This is a genomic window from Roseibium sp. (genome assembly GCF_050301095.1).
GTDB lineage: Bacteria > Pseudomonadota > Alphaproteobacteria > Rhizobiales > Stappiaceae > Roseibium.
Window position 1 is genome coordinate 15581 of record NZ_JBNKYW010000016.1, and the last position, 19500, is coordinate 35080.

The 19500-nt window shown below is 59.2% G+C and carries 19 protein-coding genes; 11 read left to right on the top strand and 8 right to left on the bottom strand.

Going from position 1 to position 19500, the window contains the following annotated elements; all coding sequences use genetic code 11:
- Nucleotides 1-145: 145 nt before the first annotated feature.
- Nucleotides 146-1216, top strand: coding sequence for a hypothetical protein (locus tag ACQY7U_RS00830; RefSeq protein ID WP_428641017.1), 1071 nt, complete (start codon nt 146-148; stop codon nt 1214-1216).
- 99 nt (nt 1217-1315) lie between these two features.
- Here ACQY7U_RS00830 and ACQY7U_RS00835 read toward each other — a convergent pair whose 3' ends face one another.
- From ACQY7U_RS00835 to ACQY7U_RS00855, 5 genes are all read right to left on the bottom strand, one after another.
- The gene (locus ACQY7U_RS00835; RefSeq protein ID WP_428641018.1) at nt 1316-2170 is read right to left on the bottom strand and encodes a lysophospholipid acyltransferase family protein; all 855 of its coding nucleotides are present in this window, start codon (nt 2168-2170) and stop codon (nt 1316-1318) included.
- 141 nt (nt 2171-2311) lie between these two features.
- The gene (thrS, locus tag ACQY7U_RS00840; RefSeq protein WP_428641020.1) at nt 2312-4282 is read right to left on the bottom strand and encodes a threonine--tRNA ligase; all 1971 of its coding nucleotides are present in this window, start codon (nt 4280-4282) and stop codon (nt 2312-2314) included.
- A 139-nt stretch (nt 4283-4421) separates the two neighbouring features.
- Nucleotides 4422-5888 (bottom strand): RimK family protein, encoded by a 1467-nt coding sequence (locus tag ACQY7U_RS00845; RefSeq protein ID WP_428641022.1) that lies wholly within the window; start codon nt 5886-5888, stop codon nt 4422-4424.
- A gap of 4 nt (nt 5889-5892) precedes the next feature.
- Nucleotides 5893-7023 carry a peptidase C39 family protein gene (locus ACQY7U_RS00850; RefSeq protein WP_428641024.1) on the bottom strand — a complete coding sequence of 377 codons (1131 nt, stop codon included), beginning with the start codon at nt 7021-7023 and terminating at the stop codon, nt 5893-5895.
- A 215-nt stretch (nt 7024-7238) separates the two neighbouring features.
- A complete protein-coding gene (locus ACQY7U_RS00855; protein WP_428641026.1) occupies nt 7239-7691 on the bottom strand; it encodes an Lrp/AsnC family transcriptional regulator in 453 nt (150 codons plus the stop codon).
- A 134-nt stretch (nt 7692-7825) separates the two neighbouring features.
- Between ACQY7U_RS00855 and ACQY7U_RS00860 the strand changes: the two genes are divergently transcribed.
- Nucleotides 7826-8713, top strand: coding sequence for a DMT family transporter (locus tag ACQY7U_RS00860; protein WP_428641028.1), 888 nt, complete (start codon nt 7826-7828; stop codon nt 8711-8713).
- A 28-nt stretch (nt 8714-8741) separates the two neighbouring features.
- Here ACQY7U_RS00860 and ACQY7U_RS00865 read toward each other — a convergent pair whose 3' ends face one another.
- The 3 genes from ACQY7U_RS00865 to ACQY7U_RS00875 form a co-directional block, all read right to left on the bottom strand.
- A complete protein-coding gene (locus ACQY7U_RS00865; RefSeq protein ID WP_428641030.1) occupies nt 8742-10526 on the bottom strand; it encodes a B12-binding domain-containing radical SAM protein in 1785 nt (594 codons plus the stop codon).
- Nucleotides 10527-10628: 102 nt separating this feature from the next.
- Nucleotides 10629-10979, bottom strand: a complete 351-nt coding sequence (gene yidD, locus ACQY7U_RS00870; RefSeq protein WP_428641032.1) for a membrane protein insertion efficiency factor YidD — start codon at nt 10977-10979, stop codon at nt 10629-10631.
- A gap of 28 nt (nt 10980-11007) precedes the next feature.
- A complete protein-coding gene (locus ACQY7U_RS00875) occupies nt 11008-11460 on the bottom strand; it encodes an iron-sulfur cluster assembly scaffold protein (RefSeq protein WP_428641034.1) in 453 nt (150 codons plus the stop codon).
- Nucleotides 11461-11744: 284 nt separating this feature from the next.
- Here ACQY7U_RS00875 and folE point away from each other — a divergent pair, with 284 nt between their 5' ends.
- From folE to ACQY7U_RS00920, 9 genes are all read left to right on the top strand, one after another.
- A complete protein-coding gene (folE, locus tag ACQY7U_RS00880) occupies nt 11745-12380 on the top strand; it encodes a GTP cyclohydrolase I FolE (protein ID WP_428641036.1) in 636 nt (211 codons plus the stop codon).
- Nucleotides 12381-12428: 48 nt separating this feature from the next.
- Nucleotides 12429-12884 carry a phosphoribosyl-AMP cyclohydrolase gene (gene hisI, locus ACQY7U_RS00885; RefSeq protein WP_428641038.1) on the top strand — a complete coding sequence of 152 codons (456 nt, stop codon included), beginning with the start codon at nt 12429-12431 and terminating at the stop codon, nt 12882-12884.
- Nucleotides 12885-13245: 361 nt separating this feature from the next.
- Nucleotides 13246-13767, top strand: coding sequence for a ferredoxin-type protein NapF (gene napF, locus ACQY7U_RS00890; RefSeq protein WP_428641040.1), 522 nt, complete (start codon nt 13246-13248; stop codon nt 13765-13767).
- Nucleotides 13764-14066, top strand: a complete 303-nt coding sequence (locus tag ACQY7U_RS00895; RefSeq protein ID WP_428641042.1) for a chaperone NapD — start codon at nt 13764-13766, stop codon at nt 14064-14066. The genes napF and ACQY7U_RS00895 overlap by 4 nt, the downstream gene beginning before the upstream one ends.
- On the top strand, nt 14053-16545 hold the full coding sequence (napA, locus tag ACQY7U_RS00900; protein WP_428641044.1) for a nitrate reductase catalytic subunit NapA: 2493 nt from the start codon (nt 14053-14055) through the stop codon (nt 16543-16545). The genes ACQY7U_RS00895 and napA overlap by 14 nt, the downstream gene beginning before the upstream one ends.
- A gap of 20 nt (nt 16546-16565) precedes the next feature.
- Nucleotides 16566-17384 carry a ferredoxin-type protein NapG gene (gene napG, locus ACQY7U_RS00905; RefSeq protein ID WP_428641046.1) on the top strand — a complete coding sequence of 273 codons (819 nt, stop codon included), beginning with the start codon at nt 16566-16568 and terminating at the stop codon, nt 17382-17384.
- Nucleotides 17381-18292, top strand: coding sequence for a quinol dehydrogenase ferredoxin subunit NapH (napH, locus tag ACQY7U_RS00910; protein WP_428641048.1), 912 nt, complete (start codon nt 17381-17383; stop codon nt 18290-18292). Before napG ends, napH begins: the two co-directional genes overlap by 4 nt.
- 21 nt (nt 18293-18313) lie before the next feature.
- Nucleotides 18314-18757, top strand: a complete 444-nt coding sequence (locus tag ACQY7U_RS00915; protein WP_428641050.1) for a nitrate reductase cytochrome c-type subunit — start codon at nt 18314-18316, stop codon at nt 18755-18757.
- A gap of 24 nt (nt 18758-18781) precedes the next feature.
- Nucleotides 18782-19486, top strand: a complete 705-nt coding sequence (locus ACQY7U_RS00920; protein WP_428641051.1) for a NapC/NirT family cytochrome c — start codon at nt 18782-18784, stop codon at nt 19484-19486.
- Nucleotides 19487-19500: the final 14 nt, after the last annotated feature.

Below are 19500 nucleotides of genomic sequence, written 5' to 3' on the forward strand. Positions count from 1 at the left end.
TGAAATCCTGTTTGGGCAAATATCGGCAGACGAAGTGGATCACGATCATCCGCGGTTGGTAAAAACTCCAAAAGACTGGTAAAACCGCCCGAGTCAAAATGATAATGAAGTGTGCATGTTGAACGCTGGATCTGTCCCGGGCCGAATGGTGGACCTGAACCGTATCGTCAAGGGCGCAACCCTTGCTGCGATGCTGTGCGCCTCGCTTTTCACCGGTAGTGTGCAGTCAGCATCCGCACAGATTGCGGATACACCGCCCGTACCGACTGCCAAACCGGATCCGGGCGTTCCGGCCGCCCCGCCGGAAGAGCCGATCATCAATCTTCTCGACAAGGAACCGGAACCGCTCTTTTCCGACATCAGTCTTCCCTATGCTCCCGCCAACCCAACCACCCGCAGCCTCGGCGGCGGATTGCAGCAGGGGGCGCTCTACCTGATGGCGAAACTCTCCGCCGAGAGTGAGCCCCTCAATGAGGGATTGGTCTGGCGGATCTATTCGGAAACCACCAATGCCGACGGCCGCCTTCAACTGGTGGCGACCTCCAAGGGCGGCGACGCGGATTTCCGTCTCGATCCCGGCACGTATCTGATCCACACGGCCTACGGTTATGCCCAGGCAACCAACCGGATCGTCATCGGCAAGGAAGTCCAGTCGAAAATGGTGACGCTGAACGCCGGCGGCATCAAGTTCGGCGCGGCTCTCAAGGATGGTGAAGACCTGGACGGCAGCCCCGTTACCTTCAACGTCTACGGCATGGATTTCGATGAACGCGGCGAGCGGGACCTGATCGTCGGCAACATCAAGCCGGGCTCGATCGTGCGTCTCAATGCGGACACCTATCACGTGGTGAGCCGCTATGGCGACGTGAACGCCACGGTGCGCGCCGACATTCAGGTGCTTCCCGGCAAACTGACGGAAGCAACCATCTTCCACAAGGCTGCAGATATCACCCTGAAACTGGTCAACGAGCATGGCGGCGAGGCCATTGCCAATACCACGTGGTCCGTCCTCAGCCCCGGGGGAGACGTGGTGGTGGAAGCAACCGGTGCCTTCCCGGACTTCGTCCTGGCCGCCGGCGAATACGAGGCCCTTGCCCGCAACAACGGCCGCACCTACCAGCACACCTTCGAAGTGGCGACCGGCGAAGATCGCGAAGTGGAAGTGGTCACCAGCCAGGCCGAACTGATCGGTCAGCAGCCAGGTTCAAACAATTAGGGGCCACTGCCGGGCAGTTTCAACAGTGGCCTGCTCCGCGCTTTGCAGCAGCGTCACAAGCGTTCGAAAGAATTACCACGGCGCCTGGCGAATGCGCCTCTATCCTTTCATGCGCACCCTGCGTGACGGATACCGCCTGACAGGTGGAGCCATTTCCAGAACCTTTGCCTGCAGATAATCCATGATTTCCTTCTGGCCGTCGAAGCCTGACAGGGTCTCGTAAGGAATCGGTTTTCCCACACGCGCGCTGATCACCGAGCCAAGGATCCGGCGGAATTCACGCACCAGCAGAGACAGGCGCAGGGTCAGCGAATATCTGCTGACAAGGTGAAACAGCCAGGAATTCTGGCCGGCGAAATACAGCGGTAATACCGTCGCCCTGGACGAGCGGATCATCCTGGCGGTAAAGGTCTTCCAGGGCAGTTCCTCGGCCCGGCCGAACGGCCTGGCTGCCGTTGCCACACCGCCTCCGGGGAAGACGATGATGGTCGTGCCTTGCTTCAGGAGGCGCAGTGCCTCCTTGCGGGTGGCCATGTTGGTTTTCAGGGCTGCCCGGGTCTCCTCGAAATCGATCGGCAGCGAAAACGGCCGGACTTCGGGAACTTTCAGGAGTTCGTTGTTGATAAGGATCCTGAATGGACGGTTCAGCTGTTCGGCAAGCGCCAACACCGCCAGGCCGTCGCCAATGCCGTAGGGGTGGTTGGCGATCATCACCAGCGGACCTTCCGGCAGGTGCTCCGGCGGCCATGCATCGCCTGAAACGGACACATTCAGATTGATCAGGGTCAGCAGGTCGTTCCAGATGAAGTCCGATGTGCCGACCATCGTGTCTTTCCACTGGTCATAAAGGCTGACGAGTTTCCGGCGTCCGGAAAGGCCTTCGATCGCACGGATCGTCCAGCGCTTCAGCAGCGGATGATCGGGATTGGCATAACTGAATTCTGCGTAGTCCACGGCAATCGTCCTGCAGCTGACGGAAATCCGGCAAATTCGAAACCGGATACCAGAACATCCGCTTCTTGAATATGACAACACCGCCCTCGTTGGAGGGCGGTGCGCTGTTTTTCTGGTTGCGGCAGACCGGAGAGCCGCAGTCTATTTCAAGTCGGGCGGTGTTGCTTCTTCGACAAACGCTGCAATCGCCTCGTCGAGGCCCATCGGGGTTTGGTCCTTGGAACCGAGCCGGCGGATGTTGACCGTCCGTTCCTCCGCCTCGCGCATGCCGCAGACGATGATCACCGGCACCTTGGCCAACGAATGCTCGCGGACCTTGTAGTTGATCTTCTCGTTGCGGAAGTCGGTCTCCACCTTCAGGCCTTTGGCCTTCAGCAGATCGGCCACTTCCTGGCCGTAGCTGTCGGCCTCTGAAGTGATCGTCGCAACGACGATCTGCAGCGGCGCGAACCAGAGCGGGAAATGGCCCGCATAGTTCTCGATCAGGATGCCGAGGAACCGCTCCATGGAGCCGCAGATCGCACGGTGGATCATTACCGGCGTCTTCTTCTCGCCGTCACTGTCGACATAGAAGGCGCCGAAGCGTTCCGGCAGGTTGAAGTCCACCTGCGTGGTGCCGCACTGCCATTCGCGGCCGATGGCGTCCCGGAGGGTGTATTCGAACTTCGGACCGTAGAAAGCCCCCTCGCCCGGCAGGATATCGGTCTTCACCCGGCCGCCGGACTGGTCCTCGATCTGCTTCAGAACCTTGCCCATGACGTCTTCGGCATGATCCCAGAGTTCGTCGCTGCCAACCCGCTTCTCGGGACGCGTCGAGAGTTTGACGACGATCTCGTCGAAGCCGAAATCCTCGTAGACCGAAAGGATCAGGTCGTTGATCTTCAGGCATTCGTCCGCCATCTGCTCTTCGGTGCAGAAGACATGCGCATCGTCCTGGGTGAAGCCGCGCACGCGCATCAGCCCATGCAGGGCGCCAGACGGTTCATACCGGTGGACCACACCGAATTCTGCAAGCCGCAGCGGCAGGTCGCGGTAGCTCTTGAGCCCGTGCTTGAAGATCTGGACGTGCCCCGGGCAGTTCATCGGCTTCAGGGCAAAGACCCGGTCGTCGTCGGCTTCCGGGTCGGCGGACTGCACGGAGAACATGTTCTCCTTGTACCACCCCCAGTGACCCGACGTTTCCCAGAGCGAGGTATGCAGCACCTGCGGCGCGTTGACTTCCTTGTAGGTGTCCCGCAGCACCCGGCGCTTGTAGGCGATCAGGCTCTGGAACATGTCCCAGCCCTTGGGATGCCAGAAGACGACGCCGGGCCCCTCTTCCTGGAAGTGGAACAGGTCCATTTCCCGGCCGAGCTTGCGGTGGTCGCGTTTCTCCGCTTCCTCCAGCATGTGAAGGTAGCCCTTCAGCTCCTTCTCGTTATGCCAGGCGGTCGCATAGATGCGCGACAGCATCTCGTTGTTGCTGTCGCCGCGCCAGTAGGCCCCTGCCACCTTCATCAGCTTGAAGGCGTCGCCGATCTGGCGGGTGGAGGCCATGTGCGGGCCCCGGCACAGGTCGAGCCACTGGCCCTGCTTGTAGATCTTGATTTCCTGGTCTTCCGGAATGGCGTCGACCAGCTCGACCTTGTAGTGCTCGCCCTTGGCGGCAAAGTAGGTCTTTGCTTCCTCGCGGGACCAGACTTCCTTGGTGAACTGCGCGCCGCGCGAAATAATTTCGCGCATCTTCTTTTCGATGACCGGTAGCTCTTCCGGATGGAATGGCCAATCTTCACCCGTGTCCGGATGGACGCGCTTGAAATCGTAGTAGAAGCCGTTCTCGATCACCGGACCGATGGTAACCTGCGTACCCGGCCACAACTCCTGCACGGCTTCGGCCATCACGTGGGCTGCATCGTGGCGGATCAGCTCCAGCGCACGCGGGTCGTCACGGGTTACGATCTCGATCTGGTGATTGGATTCGATCGGGTCAGAGAGATCTTTAAGTTCCCCATCCAGTGCCATCGCAACCGCCTTCTTGGCGAGCGACTTGGAAATGCCTTCGGCAACGGCCAGACCAGTGGTCCCAGGCTCGTATGCGCGCACGGAATTGTCGGGGAAAGTCAGTTCGATCATCATTCTTCTCCTGCTCACTCCTGCAGACAAGGCAGGTAAGCTCATCAATGGTAATTGGATCGCCTGCTGATAGGGGATTCAAGGATGCCGGGCAACCATTGAGCGGACATTTCTTTCGATTTTGTAGCGAATCGGCGGCTTAACGAGACTCGAGCCGCCGCACGAACCAACGGATCAGCTGCTCCCAAACACTATCCTTTTCGGCAAGATCTTCCACACCGTGGTCCAGATTGGGATTGTCGTTGATCTCGATGACGACGACCCTGTCGCCGATGACCTTCAGGTCGACCCCGTAAAGCCCGTCTCCGATAAGCCGCGCCGCCCGCACCGCGATTTCGACAACAGCCGGCGGTGTCTCCGACAGCGAGACCGTCTTGTACCCTCCCTCCACAGACTTCTTGCCTGCTTCGTGACGAACGATCTGCCAGTGTTTCTTGGCCATCAGGTACTTGCAGGCAAACAGCGGCTCGCCGTCCAGGACGCCGATCCGCCAGTCATAGTCCGTCGGGCAGTATTCCTGGGCAAGCAGGATGGCGCTTTCCTGGAACAGTTCCTTGAGCTTTTCCCTGATCGGTTCCGCCCCTTCAACACGGAACACACCTCGGCTGAAAGATCCGTCCGGGATTTTCAGAACCAGCGGCGAGCCCAGTTTCGTTTCCAGGTCACCCGCCTCCTTGAGAGAAGACAAGACAATGGTCCTGGGCGTTGCAATGCCATGACTGTGCAGCAGCTCAGTCAGGTAGACCTTGTTGGTGCAGCGGATCATCGAAACCGGATCGTCGATGACTGGCATGCCCTCCTGCACCGCCCGACGCGCGAAACGGTAGGTGTGGTTGTCGATATTCGTTGTCTCGCGAATGAACAGCGCATCGAACTGGGCGAGCTTGTCCAGGTCGCCCTTGCCGATCGGGACAACTTCGACGCCGTGCCGTGCCGCCACTCTGGCCATATGCTTCAGGGAAGCAATGCTGGATGGCGGCAGCTCCTCCTTCGGATCGGACAGGACCGCCAGCACGTATTTCATCAGGGCGCGCTGCCTCGGAGCGCGCCAGGGCCGCGTCGTGTAACTTACGACCGCCGACAGAAATACCGCCCGTTCCTCGGGGGAAAGATCGTCCACGGCCAGCGGGCGTATCCGTTTGATGCTCCGCCATTCCCCGTCTTCAAGCAGGACCTCCAGAACCGGCGCGCGGAACCAGTCGAACAGAAGGCGTGCAAACGGATCCAGTACCGGTTCCCCAGTCTGCCCAAGACAGACGAGGATCCGCGTCAAGGACGCAGCATCCGGCCCCGGCATTTTGCGCAGGCACCGGTTCAACCGGTCTTCAAGCTCCGGCAAGGCTCGCTGGTAAAGCTGTTTGCGCGACAGCTCGATCATTGTCTCCACGGTCGGCACGACACGATGCTGACGGGCTTCAGCAAGCAGGGAAGCGTAATATCCGGCCCCCTGATAGGCGTAGGAGCGCGACAGGTTCAGGATCGTCGGCTTGGCACCGGCAAAAAGCTTCGGGTGCGTGAGATATTCACGCACCGTCATCACCTTGTGGGGTGTCTCGGTGTTGGAAACGTCTTTCAGCGTGTCGACCAGAATGACCCAGGAGGACATGGGATCAGCTCACCTTTCTTATCAGAATTTGCGCACGAACCTGGTTGCGGCCCCAGCGAGCCATCCGGTCGAACTCGGCAAACGGAATGGGAAGATTGGCGGCGTCCGCACTGCTCTCATGGCGCTCATGCGCAAGCCAGGGATCGTGAATGATCAGATGACGGTCGTCGGCGCCGTGAACGAGGATCCAGTGTGGAACCTTCTGGCCGAACATGCGGTAGCCCGAGATCAGTACGATGGCGAGTGCGCCATCGGCAATCTGACGGGCAAGGGCTTCTGCGTCCAACGGCTGATCAGAACGCAAAACACCCAGATTTTCCGCTTCGGCGCGGTAACCTTCCTGAACCATCGTCAGGATCTTGCGTTTTTCCGGATCCCGCACCGAGGTCAGAAACAACGGTTCGTCCGGGAAAAGCCGCACTTCGGCGGAAAGAGCGCGGCGCACGAGCGCATTCGCCAGGCCGAAAGGCCCGCAGCCGCCGTGCCCCGACGCCAGATAGATCGTCGTTGCTTCACGCCAGAGCGTGAGTTCCTCCAGCGGCGCCGCAGGAAACGCTGCGTCGAAATGCCGGACCGCCATCAGTGCGCAGGCAGGACCGCAGGTGAAATCGGTGGTCTGCGAATAGTACGGGGCCCGACCCTTTCCGAGATCCGGCCCGTGCAGAAGTTTTTCCATACGTACGGCACTGCAACCATCTTCATAATAATCACCGATACGCCCGATGTCCCGGTAGCCGGATTTGCGGTAAAGCGCCAGCGCCGCATCATTGTCCGCGCGCACTTCAAGGCGCAAAACGATGCGATCGTCCTCGAAGGCCTTGTCTTCCAGGGCTTTCAGTAGGCGAACACCCAGTCCCTGCCCCCGGGCTGCCGGATCAATTGCCAGAGAATAGAGCCGGGCAAGCGCAGTGCCCTGCCGCAACAACAAAAGCCCGTAGCCACGAATACCCTCGCGGTCCAAAGCAACGAGCAGCCGCGCCCGTTGACTAGCCAGAAATCGTTTGAAGCTTCGCCGGGAAATGCGATCCCCCGGGAAAGAACCGGTTTCGACACGAAGGAGATCGGCAAGATCGCCGCTTTGGGCAATGCGGATCTGAATATCCCCGGTTCCGGCCTGGGGAGACGCCTTGTTCATGGTGCCTTGAAGGACCCAAACGCCCGGTGCGCCGCGCCCGGTAACCATCCATCATTGGCGACGATCCGGCAGCGCCTCCGCGCCTGCCCAAACCCATCGGCGGCACTTGCGAAATACACCGATTTTCAGGTGCTGTCTTTCGGTATTTTCAGGGCGGCAGCATATTTTGCCCGACATCGGATCATCTGCGCAGACGGCACGCATATACGGTGCTTTCAACGCCCCTCGTCCCGGATGACCAGAGGCGGCGGCCGACGGCGAATCGGCTGTGATTTGATGATGGAGGTGCTGGTTTCCGCCTTGTCGGCGATCCTGTCCAGGATACCGTCGAGCTTGTCGATGGAAGGCACCGCGAGTCGCGCGATGAAACAATCGTCGCCGGTCACCTTGTCACACTCGCAGAACTCGGGAATATCCTGGATCAGCTGCTGCACGATATGCAGCTTTCCCGGCAAAGGCCGGATCCGAACGATTGCCTCCAGCGAATAGCCCAGCGCCTTCGGGTCGATCTCGGCTGTGAAGCTTCGAATGACCCCTCGCTCCAGCAACCGCCTGATCCGCTCCGAGACACCCGGCGATGACAGCCCGGCATGGGCGGCCAGATCCTTCAAGGACATGCGGGCATCTCCAATCAACGCTTCAATTATTTTTGTATCTGCCTCATCCATCTTCATAGAGCGCCTGATTTCCGAATTGAAACCTAATATAATAAAGTAATTTCAGAAAATACCTAATTTATCGAATGGATTCACTGGTCAGGCTTTGTCACTCTTGCCCCAACCTGGTTTTCTCGGAGACAAAGATGGACAAGACACTCCGCGGCGCCGTGGAAATGACCGCCGCAATGACAATTCTCGGATCGATCGGACTGTTTGTGGTTCTGTCAGGGCAAGGCGCAATCGACGTCGTTTTCTGGCGCTGCGCCTTTGGTGCGTTGGCACTCCTCGTCATCTGCGGCGCGCAAGGGCTTTTCCGGGCGAAGATCACATGGAAGCAACTTGCCATCGCGGCAATCGGCGGTGTGGCCATCGTCGTCAACTGGGCGATGTTGTTCAGTGCCTACGGCAAGGCCTCCATCGGCGTCGCGACGGCGGTCTACAACACCCAACCCTTCATTCTTGTCGCCTTCGGCGCGCTGTTTCTGGGCGAACGCATTACGGCCAACAAGCTCGGTTGGCTGGCCTTCGCCTTCGGAGGTGTGGTCATGATCGTCCAGGCCGAACCCGGCAACGTCGATTATGCGGGTTCGGGTTACGCGCTCGGGATCGCACTTGCCCTCGGCGCTGCCTTTTTCTGGGCCGTCGCTGCACTCCTTACGAAAAAACTGACCGGCATGCCGCCGCAACTGATCGCGCTCATTCAGGTCTGCATCGGCATCCTGATGCTCGCGCCTTTTGTCACCTGGAACGCCCTGCCGCAAGGCACCACGGCCTGGGGTGCGCTTATCACCCTTGGAGCCGTTCATACCGGCATCATGTACATCCTGATGTATGGCGCCGTTCAGAAACTGCCGACCTATCTGCAGGGTGCCTTTTCCTTCATCTATCCGGTGGTGGCGATTTTCGTCGACTACGCCGCCTTCGGCCACCAGTTGAAGCCACTCCAGCTCCTGGGTGCGGCAGCCATCGTCGTCTCGGCAATGGGCATGACCTTCGGCTGGCGGCTCATCCGCTACAAAGCCCCCGTGTGACCCTCCCGAGTAACCGATGCCCCCCTCGTTAGGAGGCGGCCTTGGCCCGGTCCTTCCCGGCCTTGCGCAAGGCGGCATCGCGGACATTTTTGGCGACGGCTTCCGTGCCGCCGCGTGTTTCCCTGATCATCGCCAGGTCTTCCTCGGCAGCCCCGTCCATGGGGGCAATGGCAAGATCGCTGTAGTTGCGCCGATCCGGCGAGGCTTTCACCTTCCGGTAGATGCGGTAGACACGCCAGGTCGCCGACACATAGGCCCAGTGTTTGGCCAGGATTTCAGACAGATAGCGCGGATAGAAGACAAGCGGATGTTCCACCGGCAGACCGCTGCGCCGGTCCCTGCGGTACTTCAGACGGAAATAGCCGCCTTCCAGCGGATGCACCCCCTCGCATTGCACCATCAGCTTGAACCACATCATCAGGAACAGCTTGTTGCCGGGCCGCCCCTTCTTGTGGGCTGCCGCCCGGCGCAGCACGGTCTCGATGTGCTCATCTGAATAGTAGCTTTCCCAGGCCTCGCGGTAGGCCTCCTCCCACTCCGTGTCACTCATCTTGGGATGATGGGTGACACGGTGGTTGAGGTCGTATTTGTTGAGATCCGGATCCATCCAGATGCCCTTGGAGAGAAGCACCTTGTGATCCTCCGATCCGGGCAAAGGCGTCAGATAGAAGAACTCGAGCAGGTCAAGCGGCAGTTCCTTCTTGATGATCTCAACATCGTGCAGGACCGCTTCCTTGGTATCCCCCGGAAAGCCGATGATATAGCCGGCATAGGTCGTTGCCCCGTGCGCACGCCACTTCTGCAGCATCTCCCGGTATTCCGTGATCTTGTTCTGGCGCTTCTTGGCCGCCATCAGGTTGTCCGGATTGATGTTCTCCAGACCGATGAACACGCGGTTCACCCCGGCGCGCGTCGCCTTCTCGATGAAGTTCGAGATCCGGTGGCAAAGCGTATCCACCTGGATGATGAACTTGATGTCGAACTTCTCCTCTTCGCGCAGAAAGATCAGCCTGTCGAATAGCGGCTCCCATTCCCGGTTACGGGCGAAATTGTCGTCGGTGATGAAGAAGCGGTCGATGCCTTGCGCATAATTGTCCCTAATGATTTGCTCCAGATCGTCGGCGGAGCGGAAACGGCTCTTGCGGCCCTGAACGTTGATGATCGTGCAGAAGGAGCATTGGAACGGGCAGCCGCGGCCGAGATCGAAGCTGGAATGCGATCCGGCGGTGTTGCGGATGTGCTGCGTCGGCAGGATCGGCGTGGGCTCGCCCGAGAGCGACGGCAGATCGGCCATAAAATTGTAAAGCGGCTTCAATTCGCCTGCGAAGGCATCCCGGAACACCATGTCCAGCCTGCGGTCCTCCGCCTCCCCGGCGAAATAGCTGACGCCCTCCTTCTGCAACTGAACCATTTCCTCCGGCATGTCTTCCAGCATGGAAATGCAGCCGGACACGTGGAAGCCGCCGATGGCGGTCGGCAGTCCCTCTTTCTGGAACCTTCGGGCAAGGTCCGTCGCCCGCGGAAACTGGTTCGACTGAACACCGACAAGCGCCACCAGCGCCTTGCCACCCTCGGCCCGGATCATTTCGGCAATCCTCTCCGGCCGGACCCGTTTGTTGGTTTCGTCATAGGTGTGCAGGTGAATGCGGACGTTTTCCCCGAGTACCTTGCGCTTGCTGGCGGCTTCCGCCAGGCCGTTCAGACTGGCGAGCGTGTTTGAGGGAATGGCCGATCGCAGCCACTGGATCGGATAGCCGTCGTCGTCGTAATGGGTCGGCTTGATCATCACGAAATGAAAGTCGTGCGCGTCCATATGGCCCTCACCTTCTGGCATGAAGGCGAAGCGTTGCACCCAACTGACGCAAGGTCAATCTTATAGTATCAGAAAGGACAATACCCGAAGTCCGACCGTCTTTCAGTCGAGCCGGTGCTCGTCCGGAATGTGCCGGCCGGTCCAGCGCCCGTAGCGCCAGGGACACCACCAGCGTGCGGTTTCCGGCAAGGTTTCCGGCAAGGGATCGAAGCCGGACGCCCCCCAGGGATTGCATCTGAGAATACGGGCCAGTCCGATCCAGCCGCCGGTCCAGAATCCGTATCTTCGGATCGCCTGCTCCGTATAGTCGGAACAGGTCGGAGCATAGCGGCAGGCCCGCCCCATGAAGAGCGACAGGGAATGACGGTAGATCCAGATCAGTCCGATCGCGATTAATCCGGCAGGGCCGAGCCGCTTGTCAGGATTGGAATGCTGGTTGTGGTTGCTGCACATCTGAAGGCCGGAATACCTGCCAACCCATTCAGGCGGCGGCGCCGTTTTCCTTTACCTTCGCCTCGATCTGGTCGAGCGCGTCCACGACGGCGTCAAAGGTCAGCATCGTCGAGGCATGCCGGGCCTTGTATTCGCGTACAGGCTCCAGAAACCTGAGGTCCTCGAACCGGCCCTTGGGCGGCTCGCCTCCCTCTTTCAGCATCGCGCGCATACTCTTCTGGACCTCACGCAGCTCCTCGGCTGTCGCACCGATCACATGTTGCGCCATGATCGACGACGACGCCTGACCGAGGGCACAGGCCTTCACGTCGTGAGCGAAGTCGGTCACCACGCCGTCCTTCATGCACAGGTCGACGAGAACGGTCGATCCACACAGTTTGGAATGCGCTTTTGCCGTCGCGTCGGGATGCTCCAGACGGCCGATCCGGGGGATGTTTCCGGCGAATTCGAGGATCTTCGCATTGTAGATGTCGTCGAGCATACTCGCCTCTTCGTGAATGCCTGTGAAGCGCGATACATTGAAGGCACGCTGCTTTCATATATATAGATCAGACGCCACTGCAAATTCGCAAGGGGCAGAGTGGTCGCAGTTGGTAGGCAAAAGTGACGTTTGTGCGCTTGAAACCGGCTCAATCCTCTCAGAAACTGTGCGTTCGCTTTTTGTGTAGAGTATGATAATGGTCCGCGGCTTCAGGCCTCGATACTGATCTGTGCACAAGCGAGCGCCGTATGACGAGTGACAAGGGTAATTTTGTGAGGATCTCCATGGACGCCGTCCTCAAGCCGGTTGAAAAATCCTTCGAAAGAAAGACACCGGACCAATTGCACCGCCCGAGCCGCGAGGAAGTGGAAGCGGCCGTGCGGACGATTATCGCCTGGACGGGCGACGATCCTGACCGTGAGGGTCTCCTGGAAACGCCCAAGCGCGTCGTCAAGGCACTTGGCCAGCTTTACGGCGGTTACTACGAGGACCCGGCGGAGCATCTGGAGCGGACCTTCGAGGATGTCGGCGGCTACAAGGACATCGTTCTTGTCAGCGGCATCCCGTTCCACTCCCACTGCGAACACCACATGCTGCCTTTCATCGGCGAGGCGCATATTGCCTATTATCCTGCCGAAGGCGTCGTTGGTCTTTCCAAGCTCGCCCGCGTGGTTGACATCTACGCCAAGCGCCTGCAGACGCAGGAGAACTTGACGGCGGAGATTGCTTCGGTCATTGACGATGCCCTGGCGCCGCGCGGCCTTGCCGTGATGCTGGAAGCAGAGCATCAGTGCATGACCATGCGCGGCGTGCAGAAACCGGGGGTCTCCACGATCACCACACAGTTCACCGGCGTCTTCCAGGACGATGCGGCCGAGCAGGCCAAGTTCATGTCCCTGGTGCGCGGCAAGGGCGCCTGATCTCGGGCCTGCCCTTGCGGATGAAAGCAAGGGTAAGGGTTTTTCCCGATGTGCAACACATCCTTCGCCGAGCGCGGCGACAAGAAAGCGGTTGAAGACGGCGACCTACTGATGCCGAAATTTGACCGCGACGGTCTGATTGCCGCTGTCGTCACGGACGTGACCACCGGGGACATCCTGATGGTCGGCTATATGAATGCCGAGGCCCTGAAACGGACGGTCGAAACGGGCGAAGCCTGGTATTGGAGCCGCTCCCGGCAAAGCTTCTGGAAAAAGGGCGAGACCTCCGGCCAGGTCCAGACCGTGCATGAAATCCTGACCGATTGCGACCAGGACGCCCTGGTTCTGAAGGTTTCCGTAGCCGGCAACGGTGCCACCTGCCACGTGGGCTACCGGTCCTGTTTCTACCGCAAGATCGTCAAACCGGAGAGTGGTGCGCTGCGGCTGGAAAGGGTGGAAGCCGAGAAGGTCTACGATCCCGGGGACGTGTACGGAAAGTCCTGATCGGGCACGCTCCGATACCGGCGACACGAGAGACCTCTCGCGTCGCATTTGTTCATTATATTCAGATACTTGAATTTAGTATAACACCTTATACGCAGCATTCCCAATGTTGCGCTTGCGGCAAGATTGCCTAGTCTTCCCTGAGGGAGGGCGACGAGACGGGTCGCCATCCTGGATATATCCGCGCGCTTAGGGAGGGGACATGGCGGAACACGATAGTCAATCGGAGCGGGACGAGCGCTCGGCGTTTGTCATACCGGCAATTAAGATTGCAGCTGTACCTTCCGTCGCAAGTTCGGAGGTGACGGGATCATGCTCGTGATGTCTCGGCCTTTCCTGGACCTGACTGCGGGCTGAACTCATGCCACAGTCCCCCCAGTTCTCGGCAAGCCGCAGGGCGTTCTTTCGCCTGTCACGCCAGCCGAAAGAAGACGTTTTCAGGCCTCCCTGGTCTGATGAAGCGTCCCTCGCCGCGCATTGCACGGGATGCAATGCGTGCGCAGAAGCTTGCCCTGAAAAAATTATCTCGCTCGGAAAGGACCAGCGTCCGTTTCTGGATTTCAACAGCGGAGCCTGCACTTTTTGCGGCGCTTGCGCCGAGGCTTGTCCGACTGATGCGCTGGATCACGCGCGCGAACTTGATTGGCCGTGGAAAGCTGACATCCAGAAAACCTGCCTTTCCCTGCAGGCAGTCACGTGCCGAACCTGCGAAGACGTCTGCGAGCCGCGTGCCATCCGATTCAAGCTCGCAACAGGCGGAATATCGGAACCAGTTGTTGACGAGGGTCAATGCACGGGTTGCGGAGCGTGTGCACATTCCTGCCCCGTGCAAGCAATAAGTCTCAAAAAACCCCCGATCCAATCAGAGAAGGTGACAGCATGAACATCTGCGGCTGCCTGGTCCACGCAACTGCCGAAAAGGCCGATACCGTCCGCGACAGCGTCGAGGCAATGGAAGGTGTCGAAGTTCACGCAGCCAGCGAAGACGGTCGTCTCGTAGTCGTTGTGGAAGACACCGACACCGCGACCGCCTCTGAGCAGATCATGGCCATTCACCAGATTCCCGGTGTGATTTCCGTCACGCTCACCTACCATCATTTCGAAGACCTTGCGGCGAACGACACCGTTTCTCTGCCAGCCAAATCTAGCCAAGTCGGAGACCAGACTCATGAAAACCTCTGAATCCCGCAGGACATTTCTGAAGGCGACCGCGGCAGCCGCTACGGCATCCGCGGCAGGGATCCCGCTTTCCGCAGGATCGGCTCTTGCACAGCCCGGGTCCGTTGACATCCGCTGGGACAAAGCGGCCTGCCGTTTCTGCGGAACCGGATGTTCGGTGCTTGTCGGAACCAAAAACGGAAAAGTCGTTGCCACGCAGGGTGATCCGGATGCTCCCGTGAACCGGGGCCTAAACTGCATCAAGGGCTATTTCCTGTCCAAGATCATGTACGGCAAGGACCGCTTGACGCAACCGCTCCTGCGCAAATCGAACGGTGTCTTTGACAAGAACGGCGAGTTCGAGCCGGTCAGCTGGGACGAAGCCTTTGATGTCATGGCGCAGAAATGGAAAGAGGCGCTGGCCAAGAAAGGCCCGACTTCGGTCGGCATGTTCGGCTCCGGTCAATGGACGGTCTGGGAAGGCTACGCCGCCTCCAAGTTGATGAAAGCGGGCTTCCGTTCCAACAACATCGATCCGAATGCCCGCCACTGCATGGCCTCCGCTGTGGTCGGCTTCATCCGTGCATTCGGCATTGACGAGCCGATGGGATGTTATGACGACCTGGAGCATGCCGACACATTCGTGCTGTGGGGCTCGAACATGGCCGAGATGCACCCGATCCTCTGGTCCCGTCTGACAGATACGCGACTGACCAAGCCGGGGTGCGAAGTTCATGTCCTGTCGACATTCGAGCACCGGTCTTTCGAGCTTGCCGACAACGGCATGGTGTTCACGCCGCAAAGCGACCTGGCAATCCTGAATTACATTGCCAACTACATCATCCAGAATGATGCGGTGAACTGGGACTTCGTCAACGCACACGTCAACTTCAAGAAAACCGACACCGATATCGGATACGGTCTTCGTGACAGCAACCCCTTGCAGCAGGAAGCGGCCAATCCGAATTCCGGCAAGCTCAGTGACATGAGCTTCGATGAATATGCAGCTTCAGTGGCCGAATACACCGTCGAGAAGGTGTCTGAAATGTCAGGCGTCCCCGCTGAACAGCTGGAACGTCTCGCACAGCAATATGCCGATCCCAACCGGAAGGTCATGTCCCTCTGGACAATGGGCTTCAACCAGCACACCCGGGGTTCCTGGGTCAACGGGCTCATGTACAATGTGCACCTTCTGACCGGGAAAATCTCCGAACCCGGCAATTCGCCCTTCTCGCTGACCGGCCAGCCTTCAGCCTGTGGCACCGCACGCGAAGTCGGTACTTTCGCACACCGCCTGCCGGCGGACATGGTGGTCGCCAACGACAAGCATCGCGAAATCTGCGAGACCGCCTGGAATATTCCGGCGGGAACCATCCCGCCGAAGCCCGGTTTCCACGCCGTGCTGCAGCACCGCAAGTTGAAGGACGGCGAACTCAATGCCTATTGGGTTCAGTGCAACAACAACATGCAGGCAGCGCCCAACATGAACGAGGAAGGTCTGCCGGGGTATCGAAACCCGGAAAACTTCATCGTCGTCTCCGATCCTTATCCGACGGTGACCGCCATGGCGGCCGACCTGATCCTGCCGACCGCCATGTGGGTGGAAAAGGAAGGTGCGTACGGCAACGCCGAGCGGCGCACGCAGTTCTGGCGCCAGCAGGTCAGCGCTCCGGGTGAAGCCAAGTCGGACCTGTGGCAGCTCATGGAGTTTTCCAAGCGCTTCACGGTTGAGGAAGCCTGGGGCGAGGAACTGGTTGCCAAGAAGCCCGAACTGGCAGGCAAAACCCTGTTCGACGTGCTCTTCAAAAATGGCGTGGTCGACAAGTTCCCGCTGTCGGAAACCGCCGAAGGCTTTGGCAACGACGAATCGAACCATTTCGGCTTCTACGTTCAAAAGGGTCTTTTCGAAGAATACGCCAATTTCGGACGTGGCCATGCCCATGACCTGGCTCCCTTCGAAATGTATCACAAGGCCCGCGGACTGCGCTGGCCGGTCGTCGATGGCAAAGAGACGCTCTACAGGTTCCGCGAAGGCTACGACCCTTATGTTACGGAAGGCAAAGGCGTCGAGTTCTACGGCAAGCCAGACGGCAGGGCGAATATCATCTTCGCGCCTTACGAAGCGCCGGCGGAAAGCCCGGATGAAGAGTTCGATCTCTGGCTCTGCACGGGCCGTGTGCTTGAACACTGGCATTCCGGCTCGATGACCCGAAGGGTTCCGGAACTGCACCGTGCGTTCCCGGCCGCCGTGGTGTTCATGCACCCCGACGACGCAAAGGCACGCGACCTGCGCCGCGGTCAGGAAATCCTGATTTCAACGCGCCGCGGTGAAATGTTGAGCCGCGTGGAAACCCGCGGCCGCAACAAGCCGCCGCAAGGTCTGGTTTTCGTGCCTTGGTTCGACGAAGGACAGCTCATCAACAAGCTGACGCTTGATGCGACATGTCCGCTGTCAAAGGAAACCGACTTCAAGAAGTGCGCTTGCAAAGTCGAGCGCGCCTAACGCGAACCAGGTAGCCAGCAATGCCCGCCACCGGAAAGCCCAAATCTGTCGACCGCCGCCGTTTCCTGTCGGAAACGGCGCGGATGGCAGGCGGTTGTGCGGTCGCGGGCACGTTGCTTGCCTACCTTGCCCGTGATGCCCGCGCACTGCCCGCAGAAGCAATTCGCCCGCCTGGCGCGGTTTCCGAAGAGGATTTTCTGTCGGCATGTGTGCGTTGCGGACTTTGTGTGCGCGATTGCCCGTATGACACGTTGAAACTCGCCGAGCTCGGCGAAGACGGCCCTGCGACAGGCACACCCTATTTCACGGCACGGACTGTGCCCTGCGAGATGTGCGAAGACATACCCTGCGTCGCTGCGTGTCCCACCGGCGCCCTGGATCCGGCCCTTACGAATATCGACGATGCGCGTATGGGTACTGCTGTCCTTGTCGACCAGGAAAACTGCCTGAATTTCCTGGGTCTTCGGTGCGACGTCTGCTATCGCGTATGCCCGGTCATTGATGAAGCAATCACCCTGGAACTGTCTCACAATGCACGTTCCGGTCATCATGCCATTTTCGCTCCCACGGTGCATGCGGACCATTGCACCGGATGCGGCGTTTGCGAAAAGAGTTGTGTCTTGCCGGAAGCAGCAATCAAGGTCCTGCCTGTGCGGCTGGCACGCGGCACGTCCGCCGAGCACTATCTCAAAGGCTGGGAAGAGAAGGAACGCAAAGGCGCTCCGGTGGTCGAGGGCATCATAGATCTGCCCGACCGTTTACCCGAATTGCCTGGCGGAACCACGGAAGCTCCTGGAGCATTTGAGCCTTCCTTCAAACTCCCGGGAGGCGGTCAATGAGCAGCAAGACCAGACTTCCCGTGGGTCAGGAAGCTATCCAGGTCAAGGGCTGGCTCAGGGCGCACCGCTTCCTGTTGCTTCGGCGCCTTTCACAGACGTTTTTTCTGCTGCTGTTCCTCCTTGGTCCCTGGTTCGGTGTCTGGTGGGTAACCGGCACGCTTGCCAGCTCTCGGACCTTCGACCTGCTCCCGTTGACTGACCCGTTCGTCCTGTTGCAGAGCGTCTTTGCAGGCCACCTGCCGGAACTCACCGCGCTTGCCGGTGCGCTGATCGTCCTTGCAGTTTACGCCCTCATAGGCGGCAGGGTTTATTGCTCGTGGGTTTGCCCGATCAATCCGGTGACCGACGCTGCCTACTGGCTGCACGACCGCCTGGGCCTTCAGAAAGGCTGGCAACCAAAACGGTCAACACGATACTGGCTGCTCGGCACGGCGCTCGTCGTCAGTGCGCTGACCGGAACGATCGCCTGGGAACTGATCAATCCAATCACGATGCTGCATCGCGGACTTGTCTTCGGCATGGGGTTTGTCTGGGCACTCGTCGCCGCGGTGTTCATCTTCGATCTTGCGGTATCCCGAAGAGGATGGTGCGGCCATGTCTGTCCGGTTGGTGCCTTCTATGGCCTGGCCGGTACGAAGAGCATGCTACGCGTCAGCGCGGCCAACCGCATCGATTGCGATGATTGCATGGATTGCTACGCGGTATGCCCGGAGAACCATGTGATCTCCCCGGCGCTGAAAGGCAAGGATGGCGATACCCCGCTTATCCTGTCACCCGACTGTACAAACTGTGGACGCTGTATCGACGTGTGTTCGGTAGACGTGTTCGCATTCACCCACCGTTATGACAACAGAGCCAAGAAAGCCGTCTCAGTGACGGTGGACACGGTAGACGAACAGGCTGCCTGAACGGAGCAACGGAGAACCGACATGAAAATGCCCGTCCTTTTGGGAATATCTGCCATTGCAATCACAACTGTGCTGGCTGGATTCGCAGTTGCGCAGTCCACAGGCAATGTCCAGAGTTTGCGTGGTGTCGAATTGGACGAGACACGTCCCAGTGACGACGTCCATAAGCAGATCGAAGGCCGGATGCCGCGCAACTACCGGCAGCAGCCGCCGCTGATCCCGCATTCCGTTGCCCAGTACCAGATGGACAAGCGGACAAACCAATGTCTCAGCTGTCATGACTGGACCGTCGCCGGGGAACGCGGCGCCCCGACCCTTTCCATGACCCACTATCTCGACCGGGAAGGCAACCAACTGGACACGGTTGCCGGAACCCGCTGGTTCTGCAATCAGTGCCACGTTCCGCAGGCAAATGCGCCTGAACTTGTCGGAAACGACTTTCAACCATCCAACGAACTGCGCTGACCAGGCAACGGGAGAGACAAGTTCATGACGGAAGAGAACGATACGCCGAAGCGTGGTCTGATTGGCAGGGTTTGGAACGGCTTCTGGAGCCCGGTCGCTGCATTCAGTGTGGGCTTTATTGTGATTGCCGGCTTCCTCGGAGGAATCATGTTCTGGGGCGCCTTTAACTGGGCCATGGAACTGACAAACACCGAGGAATTCTGTGTCTCCTGCCACACCATGGAGACAAACCTTGGTGAGTACCGCGAAACCGTGCATTACAACAACCACTCGGGGGTGCGAGCCATCTGCTCCGACTGCCATGTGCCGCATGAATGGCAGTACAAGGTCAAGGCCAAGATCATCGCAGTGAAGGACGTGTATCACGAGATCATGGGCACGATCAGCACACCGGAAAAATATGAAGAACATCGCCTGAAAATGGCAGCGCTGGTCTGGCGCAAGATGAAGGCCTCAGATAGCCGCGAGTGCCGGAACTGCCATTCCTTCGAGTACATGGATTTCACCATCCAGGAGACTCGCGCCGCCGATGCACACCAGCGTGCAATTGACGAAACCATGACCTGTATCGATTGCCATCAGGGCATCGCTCACAAACTGGCACCTGGGTATCAGGAAGAATACAAGCGCATTGTCGATGAGTTGCAGGCTGAGGCAGCACCTTCATCTACCAAAACAAAAGACGTTGCCGAAATTCGTTCCTACGTCGCTGGCTTGTCAGGAAAATAAACGTCCGGCGCCAA

Bases quoted from the DNA above. Each gene is read 5' to 3' on its own strand.
- ACQY7U_RS00830 (WP_428641017.1), top strand. From the start codon at position 146: ATGGTGGACCTGAACCGTATCGTCAAGGGCGCAACCCTTGCTGCGATG.
- thrS (WP_428641020.1), bottom strand. From the start codon at position 4,282: ATGATCGAACTGACTTTCCCCGACAATTCCGTGCGCGCATACGAGCCT.
- ACQY7U_RS00845 (WP_428641022.1), bottom strand. From the start codon at position 5,888: ATGTCCTCCTGGGTCATTCTGGTCGACACGCTGAAAGACGTTTCCAAC.
- ACQY7U_RS00850 (WP_428641024.1), bottom strand. From the start codon at position 7,023: ATGAACAAGGCGTCTCCCCAGGCCGGAACCGGGGATATTCAGATCCGC.
- ACQY7U_RS00855 (WP_428641026.1), bottom strand. From the start codon at position 7,691: ATGGATGAGGCAGATACAAAAATAATTGAAGCGTTGATTGGAGATGCC.
- ACQY7U_RS00860 (WP_428641028.1), top strand. From the start codon at position 7,826: ATGGACAAGACACTCCGCGGCGCCGTGGAAATGACCGCCGCAATGACA.
- ACQY7U_RS00865 (WP_428641030.1), bottom strand. From the start codon at position 10,526: ATGGACGCGCACGACTTTCATTTCGTGATGATCAAGCCGACCCATTAC.
- yidD (WP_428641032.1), bottom strand. From the start codon at position 10,979: ATGTGCAGCAACCACAACCAGCATTCCAATCCTGACAAGCGGCTCGGC.
- ACQY7U_RS00875 (WP_428641034.1), bottom strand. From the start codon at position 11,460: ATGCTCGACGACATCTACAATGCGAAGATCCTCGAATTCGCCGGAAAC.
- folE (WP_428641036.1), top strand. From the start codon at position 11,745: ATGGACGCCGTCCTCAAGCCGGTTGAAAAATCCTTCGAAAGAAAGACA.
- hisI (WP_428641038.1), top strand. From the start codon at position 12,429: ATGTGCAACACATCCTTCGCCGAGCGCGGCGACAAGAAAGCGGTTGAA.
- napF (WP_428641040.1), top strand. From the start codon at position 13,246: ATGCCACAGTCCCCCCAGTTCTCGGCAAGCCGCAGGGCGTTCTTTCGC.
- ACQY7U_RS00895 (WP_428641042.1), top strand. From the start codon at position 13,764: ATGAACATCTGCGGCTGCCTGGTCCACGCAACTGCCGAAAAGGCCGAT.
- napA (WP_428641044.1), top strand. From the start codon at position 14,053: ATGAAAACCTCTGAATCCCGCAGGACATTTCTGAAGGCGACCGCGGCA.
- napG (WP_428641046.1), top strand. From the start codon at position 16,566: ATGCCCGCCACCGGAAAGCCCAAATCTGTCGACCGCCGCCGTTTCCTG.
- napH (WP_428641048.1), top strand. From the start codon at position 17,381: ATGAGCAGCAAGACCAGACTTCCCGTGGGTCAGGAAGCTATCCAGGTC.
- ACQY7U_RS00915 (WP_428641050.1), top strand. From the start codon at position 18,314: ATGAAAATGCCCGTCCTTTTGGGAATATCTGCCATTGCAATCACAACT.
- ACQY7U_RS00920 (WP_428641051.1), top strand. From the start codon at position 18,782: ATGACGGAAGAGAACGATACGCCGAAGCGTGGTCTGATTGGCAGGGTT.